This window comes from Nocardia alni (assembly GCF_019038435.1).
Taxonomy (GTDB): Bacteria; Actinomycetota; Actinomycetes; order Mycobacteriales; family Mycobacteriaceae; genus Nocardia; species Nocardia alni.
On sequence record NZ_JAGPOX010000219.1, the window covers coordinates 1 to 11,612 of the forward strand.

The window sequence follows — 11,612 nt, forward strand, 5'->3', positions numbered from 1 at the left end:
GCCCGGCCCCCCGTGTCCGCCGTTCGAGCTGCCGGACGCGGCGTAGATGACCCCGCCGCCCACCGCCGCGATCACCGCGGCGATGCCCACGGTCGCGAGCGTCTTCTTCTTCGACCATGTCGAAGGTGTGGTCTGCGGCGCACCCCAGGCGGGTTCGCTGGCAGGATGCTGGGGGTGAGCAGACTGCAGGGGATCTGTCATGGTGTGTCGCTCCTGAGAGGATCGGGCCGACGCGGCCGTCGGTTTCGATCCACGGTGAGCGGCACAGGTGGGCGCGCGCTGTGCGCGACGTCAGTAGTTCTTATGTACGCCCAGGTCAAGGTGCTTTCGGATCGGGCCGCAGGTTCACAGGCGGCGCACAGCTATGGCAAAGCTCCCTCCGAGCCCGGCATCGGATCATGATGGAGTGACAGCTATGACCAGTGCCAATGCCCCGATCGACCGCCCTGTGATGCGCCGTGCCGACGGCACGGCGGTGACCGTTCTGGTCGTCGACGACGAGCCGATGCTTGCCGAGATGCTGTCGATGGCGTTGCGCTTCGAGGGCTGGGAAGTATCCACGGCCGGCGACGGCCGCACAGCGATGGCCCGGGCGCGCGAAACCCGCCCCGATGTGGTGGTTCTCGATGTGATGCTGCCGGATATGACGGGCCTCGAGGTCCTGGGCAAGCTGCGGGAGCAGATTCCGCATCTGCCGGTGCTGCTACTGACGGCCAAGGATTCGGTCGAGGACCGGATCGCCGGGCTGACCGCGGGCGGTGACGACTATGTCACCAAGCCGTTCAGCATCGAGGAGGTCGTGCTGCGGCTGCGGGCGCTGCTGCGCCGCACCGGAATCACCATGCGCGACAGTGGCGCACAGATCGTCGTCGGCGATCTGGTGCTCGACGAGGACAGCCACGAGGTCACCCGGGCCGGTGAGCCGATCACGTTGACCTCCACCGAATTCGAGCTCTTGCGGTTCTTCATGCGCAACCCCAAGCGGGTGCTGAGCAAGGCGCAGATCCTGGATCGGGTCTGGAGCTACGACTTCGGCGGCACCTCCAACATCGTCGAACTGTATGTCTCATACCTGCGTAAGAAGATCGATAGCGGGCGTGACCCGATGATTCACACTCTTCGGGGAGCCGGATATGTCCTCAAACCTGCTACCTGAGCCGCCGGGGCCGGGCACCGCGACATTCCATCTGCGCGCGGTGCGTCGAGAGCGGGCGCAGATCGCCGAGGCCCATGTGGGCGAAGGGGATTCGCATCGTTCCGGCCGGCAGGCGTTCCGGGGGCGGGCGCGTCGCCGCGAGGCGAAATCCGCTGACTCGACACAGGATTCGCGGCGTGGATCCGGTCGCTGGTCGCCGCGGCGCTGGTCGCTGCGGGCGCGGCTGCTGGTCGGCCAGGTACTGCTGCTGGTACTGGTGGTGGTCGGCATCGGCGCGGCGACCGAGATCGCGCTGCACCAATTTCTGGTGCGTCAGCTCGATACCCAGTTGGTCGAGATGAATCATCGGGCGCTGATCGAGTCCGGCGGCGGCCCGAGCCTCGGGCCCATCCCGCGGGACGGGCATCCGCCTCCGCCACCGCAGCAGTCCGACAGCACGTCTCAGCCGGGTCCGAAGTTCCTGAACCATCCCGGCAATCAGCCGAATGCCATCGGCGCGCTCGTCGACCGCAATGACAACGTCACGGCCGCGGCGCGAATCGGCACCGACGGCGCCGAGGTCACGCTGTCGAATACGGCCCTGGCGCAGCTGAAGGGCCTGACCGCCGACGCCAAGCCCGAGACGATCACCCTGGACGGCGCGGGATCGTATCGCGTTGTCGCGTCCTCGACCTGGAAGCACCAGACGGTGGTCACCGGTCTGTCGATGGCCTCGGTGGACGCGACCCTCGTGTGGGGGCTGGCGATGTCGGTCGTGGTGACCGTCGTCGCGTTGCTCGTGGCTGTCTCGGCAGGCGTGTGGGTGATCCGGCGTGCGCTGACACCGCTGGATCGGGTCGCGGCGACCGCGGCACGGGTCGCGGATCTGCCGCTGGATCGCGGGGAAGTCGAACTGCCCGTGCGTGTTCCGGAGGTCGATGCCGATCCGGGTACCGAAGTCGGCAAGCTCGGCGCGGCGGTGAACCGGATGCTGGACCATATCTCCGGGGCGCTGTCGGCACGGCACGCCAGCGAGATCCGGGTGCGGCAGTTCGTCGCGGACGCCAGCCATGAGCTGCGCACGCCGCTGGCCGCCATTCGCGGCTACACCGAACTGGCGCAACGCAACCGGGACGAGGTGCCACCCCCGGTGGCCGATGCGATGAGCCGGGTGGACGCCGCGGCGCACCGCATGTCGGGTCTGGTGGAGGATCTGCTGCTGCTGGCCCGCCTGGATTCGGGCCGCCCCCTCGAGCGCCAGCCCGTCGATCTGGTCCCGCTGACCGTGGACGCGCTGACCGACGCCCATGTCGCGGGCCCGGAGCACCACTGGGACCTGAAGCTGCCGGATCGTCCGGTGGTGGTTTCCGGTGATGTCGCCCGCCTGCACCAGGTCCTGGCCAACCTGCTGACCAATGCCCGCGTGCACACCCCGCCCGGCACTACCGTGACCGCCGCGCTCGATATCGACGCCACCGGTACGGCGTTGTGGACGGTCCGTGACGACGGTCCGGGCATCCCCGCGGACCTGCAACCGGAAGTCTTCCAGCGCTTCGCCCGCGGCGATTCCTCGCGCTCGCGTCACGCCGGCAGCACCGGTCTGGGCTTGGCGATCGTGGCCGCGGTGGTGAAGGCCCACGACGGTGAGATCACCGTCGAAAGCATCCCGGGCCGAACCGAATTCACCGTTCGCATCCCGGTAGTCGATCGGCGGCAGGCGAGCGCCTGATCATCGGTCGTACATCAGCGTCCCGAAACGGCGACCTGTAGCGTTTTCGGATGAGGTTCACGGATGAGCGGTCTGTCGAGGCCGCAGAGGGGTCGCAGACTCGACCGGAATCCGAACGGGTGGGGTGGAATTCACTGATTCGCGTCGTATTCCGTTTTGTTTTCGTCTATTTCGTGCTGGTGTTTCTGACCCAGCCCCTGGTCACCAACATCTTCTTGGGCTGGCTGGCGAACTGGCAGTGGCGGGGGCCGGGACTACAGGTGCGATTGCTGGATCCGCTGGTCGGATGGGTGGGGCACACCGTCTTCGGCGTCGACGCCGGTTGGATCGTCGGCGGCACCGCAGATCAGAGCTTCGCCTGGGTGCTGACGTTCTCGCTACTGGTCTCGGCCGCCGTGGCGACGATCGTGTGGACGGTACTGGATCGGCGTCGCCGCGATTATCGGGGGGGGGCTGGCCGGATGGTCGCTGCTTGTGCTGCGCTGGTGCCTGGGCGGGCAACTGCTGTACTTCGGATTCGGCAAGGTGATTCCGATACAGATGCCCCGTCCGGCATTGGCGACGCTGCTGACGCCATATGGCGATATGACGCCCATGTCGGTGCTGTGGAATCAAGTCGGACTCTCCCAGCCCTACGAAATACTGCTCGGCGCCGCGGAGGTGCTCGCCGGGCTGATGCTGTTCATCCCGCGAACCGCGATCCTGGGCGCGATGTTGGCCCTGGTCGATATGTCGATGGTGTTCGTCGAGAACATGGCTTTCGGCGTGCCGGTGCGGCTCTGGGCCGCGCATCTGCTGCTGGCGAGTCTGGTGTTGCTCGCGCCGGAGGCGAGGCGGTTGGTCGGAGTGCTCGTCCTGGATCGGCCAGCCGGCCGCTCGACCGCACCCACGCCGTTCCGTGCGCCGCGCTCGCGCCGTATCGCCGCGCTGGTTCAGCTCGTGCTGGCCGTGTGGATCGGCGTGGGTCTCGTCCACTCCGACTGGACCTCCTGGCGACAGCACGGTTCGGATCGGCCCCAGCCGCCGCTGTACGGCATCTGGACGGTGGAACAATTCACCCGCGACGGGCAGGTCGTGCCGCCGCTGCTGACCGATCCGAACCGCTGGCAGCGGATAGTGGTGGACGATCCGGGCGTGCTGGACTACCAGCGGATGGATGGCACGCTGGTGCCCGCGCTGCTGCACGTCGACCTCCGGACCCGTCGTCTGGACTTGCGGACGGCGCCCGTGCGCGGGCATCCGGCCGCCCCGCAGGCGGGGACGTTCACCTTCGTCCAGTCGAGCGCGGACGATCTCCGCTTGGACGGTGAGGTCGACGGCCACCCGGTCACCGTGACCTTGCGAAGATTCGACGAGCACAGCTTTCCGCAGCGTAGCCAGGGTTTCCACTGGGCGCAGGATCATGCGAATCATTGACCGCATCGCGTGAGTCAGGTCACCCCGGCTCACAGGGTTCGCTCAGTTACGACCTAGCAAGTAGCTATGGGCGGTGGGCAGGATTGTCCTGTGACCTCGACATTGCTGGAACCTGTCCTTGCCCCGGGCGAGCCCGCGGCCCGCTCGGCCGGGCCGGTGCGGCCTCGGCGGTGGCCCCGGCGGGCGAGCCTGGCGGCGCTACTGGCCGTCACGGCGGTGCTGTATCTGTGGGACCTGGGCGCGAGCGGGTGGGCCAACCAGTTCTACGCCGCGGCCGTGCAGGCCGGATCGCAGAGCTGGAAGGCGATGCTGTTCGGGTCCAGTGACGCGGCCAACGCGATCACCGTGGACAAGACGCCGGGCGCGCTGTGGGTGATGGACATCTCGGCGCGGCTGTTCGGATTCAACGCGTGGTCGCTGCTGGTGCCACAGGCCCTGGAGGGGGTGGCGGCGGTCGCGGTGCTGTATGCGGCTGTGCGGAGGGTGAGTGGACATTGGGCCGGGATGCTGGCCGGTGCGGTGCTCGCGCTGACTCCGGTGGCGGCGTTGATGTTCCGCTATGACAACCCCGACTCGCTGCTGGTGCTGCTGCTCACCGCCGCGGCCTACTGTGTGCTGCGCTCGATCGAGAAGTCCGCCGCCGCATGGTGGTTGCCGCTGGCGGGGGTGTTCGTCGGGCTGGGGTTCCTGGCCAAGATGATGCAGGCATTCCTGGTGCTGCCCGCGTTCGTCGTGGTGTATCTGCTTGCCGCGCATCGGCCTTGGCGGCAGCGCTTGCTCCAGTCGGTCGCCGCGGTGCTGGCGATGGTGGTGTCGGCCGGGTGGTACCTGGCCCTGGTCGCGCTGTGGCCTGCGGGCTCGCGGCCCTATATCGGCGGCTCGCAGGACAACAGCGTGCTCGAACTCGCCCTGGGCTACAACGGCGTCGGGCGGCTGACCGGCAATGAGACCGGGGGACTGGGCAATACGAACTTCGACGTCGGCTGGAACCGGCTGTTCGGCAGCGATATGGGCGGTCAGATCGCCTGGCTGATCCCGGCGGCACTGATCCTGGGGGTGGCCGGGCTGTGGGTGACCCGCCGCGCGCCGCGCACCGATCGGGTCCGCGCCGCGCTGCTGCTGTGGCTCGGCTGGCTGGTGGTCACCGGCGCCGTGCTCAGCTTCGCCGATGGCATCGTGCATCCGTACTACACGGTGGCACTGGCGCCGGCGATCGCCGGCGCGGTCGGTATCGGTGCGGCGCTGATGTGGCGCAGCCGCGCCGATATTCGGTCCAGGGTCGTGCTCGCGGGCGCGCTGGCGGTGACCGCCGCACTGGCCTGGGTGCTGCTGCGCCGCACGTCGGACTGGCTGCCGTGGTTGGCGCCTGCCGTCGTCGGGGTCGCGGTGGTGGCGGCGGTGCTGCTGATCGTGGTCGATCGTCTGCCGAAGGCGTTCGCGACGGGGGCGGTGCTGCTGGCAGTGATCGCGGGATTGGCTGCGCCGACGGCGTATTCGATCGCGACCGCGGCGACGACGCACAGCGGTGCGATTCCATCGGCGGGTCCGGCGGGTGCGGGCTTCCCGGGCGGACATGGCGGCCCGGGGCGTGGCGGCGCGAATTCTGCCTGGGGTAAGGCGAACTCGGGCACCGCGACAGGCGGCGGCACCGCTGCGAGTGGCAATACCACAGGGGCGTCGGCGAATTCATCCGGCACCGGCGGTGCACCGACCGGCACGGGCGCCACGGCGACCAGCACCGGATCTGCGACCAGCACCGGATCTGCGACCAACAGCGCTCCGGGTGGCATGCGCGGCGGAATGTTCGGCAATACCGATCCGAGCGCGAAGGTCGTCACGGCCCTGAAGGCGAACGCCGCCGACTACACCTGGGTCGCGGCCACCATCGGCTCCGACAATGCCGCCGGATACCAGCTGGCTACCGGCGACCCGGTGATGGCCATCGGCGGCTACAACGGCACTGATCCGGCGCCGACCCTGGCGCAGTTCGAAACGTATGTGGCACAGCACAAGATCCACTACTTCATCGACGCCAGTGTCATGGGCGGTATGCGGGGCGGCTCGTCGTCGAGCGGCACCGAGCCGTCCACCGAAATTTCGAACTGGGTCAAAGCGCATTTCACCGCGCAGACCATCGACGGCGCCACGGTGTACGACCTGACGGCTCCGGCGTCCTGACGCCGCAGCGCTGCGAACCGCCGGTCCGGCCCGTGCTGGATCGGCGGTTCGGTACGTTTACGCGAGTTCGCCGAATTCGCGGGTCCAAAACCTTGTGAGGCTCTGGTACAGCGGCGTACCGTGCTCTGGTACGTAGATGTACCAGAGCCTGGAGGGGTCCACTGATGACCGTTGCGACGTTGCCCGCGGGACCGAGGTCGCCGGGGTTCACACACACCATCCAGCTGCTGGTCGGGCGCACCCGTGCCTGGCGGCGCTGGCGCGCACGGTACGGGACGGCGTTCATGGTGCACACGCCCCGTCTCGGCCGCACGCTGATCCTGTCCGAACCCGCGGAGGTCAAGGCGCTGTTCACCGCGCCGACCGACCAGGTCGAGATGGTGAACTCGCCGCTGGCTCAAGTCCTCGGCCCGGGTTCGCTCTTCGCGCTGGCGGGCGACGAGCACCGCAAACAGCGTAAGTTGCTCACCCCACCTTTCCACGGCCGCCGACTGGCGGTCTACGAGCAACTGATCGAACAAGAGACCGTGCGGGAGATGAACTCGTGGCCGCAGGGGCGCGAATTCGGGACCATGGAGTCGATGATGCGGATCACGATGAACGTGATCCTGCAGGCGGTCTTCGGGGCAGAGGGCGCCGAATTCGACGAATTGCGCGAGCTGCTACCGAAATTGGTGCTCGTAGGCTCGGCCGTCGCGGCGCTGCCGGTGCCGCGCGGACTGCTCGGCCGCTACGGCCCGTGGGCGCGATTCACCCGCCTGCGTCACCGCTACGACGAGATCGTGGAGATCCTGATCGACCGTGCCGCAACCGATCCCGGCCTGAGCGAGCGCGAGGACGTGCTGGCGATGCTGTTGCAGTCGCGGTACGAGGACGGGACGGCCATGTCCCGCGGTGAGATCGCCGACGAACTGCTGACGCTGCTGACCGCGGGCCACGAGACCACCGCGACATCTCTGGCCTGGACCGTCGAGCGGTTGCGCAGGCATCCGGATCTGCTGGCGCGCTTGGTCGCCGAGACCGATGCCGGCGGTTCGGCGCTGCGCGAGGCGACGCTGCTGGAGGTGCAGCGGGTGCGCCCGGTCATCGACGCCACCGCGCGTACGGTCATCGCGGAATCGTTGCCGCTGGGCCGGTGGATACTGCCGCGCGGTCAGGGAGTGCTCATCAGCATCCGGCTGATGCACGACAACGAGGAGCTGTTCCCCAACGCCCGCACGTTCGATCCGGACCGGTTCCTGGACGTGCGGCCGGGCACGTTCAGCTGGATTCCGTTCGGTGGCGGAACTCGGCGCTGTATCGGCGCCAACTTCGCTACCCTGGAGATGAACGTCGTATTGCGCACGCTGCTAAGAGATTTCACGCTCGAGCCGACCGATGCGCCGGACGAACGCGTGCATTTCCGCGGTGTGGCGCTGGCTCCCGCGGACAAGGGTCGCGCCGTGGTGCACCGCCGGGCGGTTCGGTCCGACCGGATCGCGCAGGCCGACCCCGCACGCGCGCGGGCCTGAATCGGCCGAGACCGTCCGGCAGCCGAGCGTATGACGCGGGCGCCCCGTCGGCGCCGCGGGAAAGACAGGAGATCCGATGCCCCGCAGCACCAGACCGCTGGCCGGTCACCCAGTCATGATCACCGGCGCGGCCTCCGGAATAGGCCGAGGCCTGGCGCAACTGCTGTCGCGACGCGGCTCGCCGGTCGCCATCGCGGACATCGACGAGGCCGGTCTGAACCTGTCCAGGATCAGACCCACGCACTACTACGACATTCTCTCCCTGGCCCAGCGCGGGCTGCTGGCCCGAGGGCGGATGGGAGCCCGGTCATGACCGAGAATTTCGACGTTCTCATTGTGGGAGCGGGACTTTCGGGTATCGGCGCGGCCTGGCACCTACAGGATGCCTTCCCGTGGCGCAGCTACGCGATCCTCGAGGCCCGGGAGGCCATGGGCGGGACGTGGGATCTGTTCCGGTATCCCGGCATTCGCTCGGACTCCGATATGCACACACTCGGCTACCGCTTCCGCCCCTGGACCGCGTCCAAGGCCATCGCCGACGGTCCGTCCATCCTGCGATACGTCCGCGACACCGCGGCCGATGCCGGGATCGACCGTCGGATTCGATTCGGGCACAGGGTGATCGCCGCATCCTGGTCGAGCCGGGAGGCACGCTGGAGCGTGCGCGCCGAGCACGGTGGGGAAACCTCCACGCTGACCTGTGATTTCCTCTACACGTGCGGCGGCTACTACCGATACGACCAGGGTCACACCCCGCAGTTCGCCGGAATCGAGGACTTCCGTGGGCGTGTGGTGCATCCGCAGCATTGGCCGGAGGATCTCGACTACACCGGCAAGCGCGTGGTGGTGATCGGCAGCGGCGCGACCGCCGTGACTCTCGTTCCGGCGCTGGCGGATTCCGGCGCGGCCGGGGTCACCATGCTGCAGCGTTCGCCGAGCTATATCCTCTCGGCCCCGAAGGAAGACGCGGTGGCGAACCGGCTGCGCCGGCGACTGGGACCTCGCCGCGCGTATGCGATCACCCGGTGGAAGAACGTCGTGGTGAGCACCGTGATCTATCAGCTGAGCCAGCGACGGCCGCAGATGATGCGGAGATTCTTCCGCAAGCAGACCATCAAGCACCTGCCCGCCGGATACGACGTCGACACGCATTTCAAGCCCACCTATGGGCCATGGGATCAGCGGCTGTGCCTGGTGCCCGACGGGGATCTGTTCCGGGTGCTCGGCGAGGGCGGTGCGCAGGTGGTCACCGACCGTATCGATCGCTTCACCGAACACGGGATCCGGCTGGAATCCGGACGCGAACTGACCGCCGATATCGTGGTCACCGCGACGGGTCTGGAACTGCTCGCGCTGGGCGGTATCGAACTGTCCGTGGACGGCCGCGCCGTCGCGGTGCCGGACACCATGGCCTACAAGGGCACGATGCTCGGCGGCATACCCAATTTCGCATTCACCTTCGGCTATACCAATGCCTCGTGGACGCTCAAGGCCGATCTGGTCGCCGAATACGTCTGCCGCCTTCTGCGATTCATGGACCAGCGGGGATTCGACTACTGCCTGCCAGTGCCGGATCCGTCCGTCACCGCGTTGCCGATGATCGACTTCCAGGCCGGATACATCCTGCGGGCGGTGGACCGATTCCCGAAGTCCGGATCGCGCTCGCCGTGGCGCGTGCGCATGAACTACCTCCGGGATATCCGAGTCCTGCGATACGGGCGTGTGGACGACGGGACGATCCGATTCGTGCGAGCGTCGCGCGCGTCGCGGCCGGGCAGGACCGCCGCGGAAGTCCGGGCGTAACCATCGCGTGGCGCCGCGTGAAACTAGGCTGGTCGTCGTGAGACATGCCGAGTCCGCGGGCGCGCAGGCCCCGATGTCGACGGAAGGATCCAGTTTCCGCCGGCGACTGCTGGACGGCGTGGCAGAGGCATTGCGTGAATGCGGATACCCGGATATGACGATCGCCGACGTCGTGCGGCACGCGCGCACCTCGCGCCGCACGTTCTACGAGCATTTCACCGGTAAAGAGGATGCTTACGTCGCGCTGATGCTGGAGTGGAACAGGGAGGCGATCGCGCAGATCTACGCCGCGGTCGATCTCGACGCGCCCTGGCGCACGCAGGTCCGCCAGGCCGTGCAGGCGTGGATCGCAACGTCCGCCTCGGACGTCGCGATCAGCCACGCCTGGATTCGGCATTCACCGGCCCTCAGCGGCGAGCTGTTCCGTCGGCTGCACCACGACGCGGCCACGGCCTATATCGATATGATCGTGAATCTCACGGCCGCACCGGCCTTCCAGGTCGCCGATCTGCATCCGCCCACCCGGCAGGTGGCGACGATTCTGTTCGGTGGTTTCCGGGAGCTGATCGCCTCCACGATCGAATCGGGCAAGGAGATCAACGATCTGGTGGATGTGGCGACGGAAACGGCGATCGCACTGATCGGTCCGCGAGATTTCGGAAATGGGCGAGAGAAGTAATTGAGCGGATGACGGGATTCGAACCCGCGACCCTCACCTTGGCAAGGTGATGCGCTACCAGCTGCGCTACATCCGCGTACCGCCTCGCCGTGATGCTGCGAGAGCGACGAGAGAAAACGATAGCCCACCGGCCTGAGAATTAACGAATCGGCAGGTCACGGTCAAGTGTTATGAGGGTCACACGCCCTCACAGGGAACGTACAGGGCTCACCAATTCTCGGCCAACAGCATCGTTCGATCCTGGTAGGGACATCACGAGAGGACCTACCAATGACGATCACCGAGGCGCCCGCGCGGCGGGCCCCCTCCGTCGCACCCGTCGAGTCCCGGCGCCGACCGTCGTGGCACCGCTGGGTCTACGGACCACCCGCCCAACCACGCTGGGCCCGGCCCTCGCTGTGGGCGCTGCTGGTCATCTCCGCATTCCTGTATTTCTGGGGCCTGACCCGCAATGGCATGGCAAACGACTTCTACGCCGCGGCCGTGAAGTCCGGGACGGAGAATTGGAAAGCGCTACTGTTCGGATCGCTCGATCCGGGCAATTCCATTACCGTCGACAAACCACCCGCCGCGATGTGGGTGATGGCGCTGTCGGGTCGGATGCTGGGTTTCAGCTCCTTCTCGATGCTGCTGCCCGAGGCGCTGATGGGCGTGGCGTCGGTGGCCCTGCTCTACGCCGCGGTGCGGCGCTGGAGCGGTCCGGCGGCGGCCCTGCTGGCCGGTAGCGCGCTCGCGCTGACCCCGGTGGCCGCGTTGATGTTCCGGTTCAACAATCCGGACGCGCTGCTGGTGTTCCTGCTGGTAGCGGCGGCCTACTGCACGGTCCGCGCGACCGAGAACGGCAGCGGGCGGTGGCTGGCGCTGGCCGGCGTCGCGATGGGCTTCGGCTTCCTGGCCAAGTTGTTGCAGGCGTTCCTGGTACTACCCGCGCTGGGCCTGGTCTTCCTGGTGGCCGCGCCGATCGCGCTGCGGCATCGAATCCTGAAGCTGCTCGGGGCCTTCGTCGCGCTGGCGATCTCCGGCGGCTGGTACGTGGCCCTGGTTTCGCTGTGGCCCAGCGCCTCTCGGCCGTACATCGGCGGCTCCACGAACAACTCCCTGTGGCAGCTGGCCCTGGGCTACAACGGCCTGGGCCGGGTGCTCGGCGGCGAGGGCAACGGC

10 protein-coding genes and 1 tRNA gene are annotated in these 11,612 nt (G+C 67.8%); 9 read left to right on the forward strand and 2 right to left on the reverse strand.

The genetic code is table 11. The annotated features are described in order from the left end of the window. Positions 1 to 201 (reverse strand): hypothetical protein (locus JZ791_RS41615; RefSeq protein WP_216903091.1); only part of this gene is annotated, 201 nt, incomplete at its 3' end. Between the two features lie 250 nt (positions 202 to 451). On the opposite strand from JZ791_RS41615, the gene JZ791_RS41620 reads away from it, so the two are divergent. The 8 genes from JZ791_RS41620 (at position 452) to JZ791_RS41655 (ending at position 10,451) form a co-directional block, all read left to right on the forward strand. Then, positions 452 to 1,156, forward strand: coding sequence for a response regulator transcription factor (locus JZ791_RS41620; RefSeq protein ID WP_216903108.1), 705 nt, complete (start codon positions 452 to 454; stop codon positions 1,154 to 1,156). Further along, positions 1,134 to 2,864: a sensor histidine kinase gene (locus JZ791_RS41625; protein ID WP_216903093.1), complete on the forward strand. Its 1,731-nt coding sequence runs from the start codon at positions 1,134 to 1,136 to the stop codon at positions 2,862 to 2,864. The genes JZ791_RS41620 and JZ791_RS41625 overlap by 23 nt, the downstream gene beginning before the upstream one ends. Before the next feature lie 474 nt (positions 2,865 to 3,338). Then, entirely contained in the window at positions 3,339 to 4,280 is a 942-nt protein-coding gene (locus tag JZ791_RS41630; RefSeq protein WP_216903095.1) for a DoxX family protein, read from the forward strand. Between the two features lie 90 nt (positions 4,281 to 4,370). Beyond that, positions 4,371 to 6,458, forward strand: coding sequence for an ArnT family glycosyltransferase (locus JZ791_RS41635; RefSeq protein ID WP_308163447.1), 2,088 nt, complete (start codon positions 4,371 to 4,373; stop codon positions 6,456 to 6,458). 164 nt (positions 6,459 to 6,622) lie between these two features. Next, positions 6,623 to 7,969 (forward strand): cytochrome P450, encoded by a 1,347-nt coding sequence (locus tag JZ791_RS41640; protein ID WP_216903099.1) that lies wholly within the window; start codon positions 6,623 to 6,625, stop codon positions 7,967 to 7,969. A gap of 76 nt (positions 7,970 to 8,045) precedes the next feature. Next, the gene (locus tag JZ791_RS41645) at positions 8,046 to 8,282 is read left to right on the forward strand and encodes a class I SAM-dependent methyltransferase (RefSeq protein ID WP_216903101.1); all 237 of its coding nucleotides are present in this window, start codon (positions 8,046 to 8,048) and stop codon (positions 8,280 to 8,282) included. After that, on the forward strand, positions 8,279 to 9,772 hold the full coding sequence (locus tag JZ791_RS41650; RefSeq protein ID WP_216903103.1) for a flavin-containing monooxygenase: 1,494 nt from the start codon (positions 8,279 to 8,281) through the stop codon (positions 9,770 to 9,772). Before JZ791_RS41645 ends, JZ791_RS41650 begins: the two co-directional genes overlap by 4 nt. 37 nt (positions 9,773 to 9,809) lie before the next feature. Continuing rightward, entirely contained in the window at positions 9,810 to 10,451 is a 642-nt protein-coding gene (locus JZ791_RS41655; protein WP_308163448.1) for a TetR/AcrR family transcriptional regulator, read from the forward strand. 3 nt (positions 10,452 to 10,454) lie between these two features. Here JZ791_RS41655 and JZ791_RS41660 read toward each other — a convergent pair. Next, positions 10,455 to 10,527 (reverse strand) — tRNA-Gly (locus JZ791_RS41660). Between the two features lie 194 nt (positions 10,528 to 10,721). Between JZ791_RS41660 and JZ791_RS41665 the strand changes: the two genes are divergently transcribed. After that, a partial coding sequence (locus JZ791_RS41665; RefSeq protein ID WP_216903105.1) for an ArnT family glycosyltransferase occupies positions 10,722 to 11,612 on the forward strand: 891 nt, incomplete at its 3' end.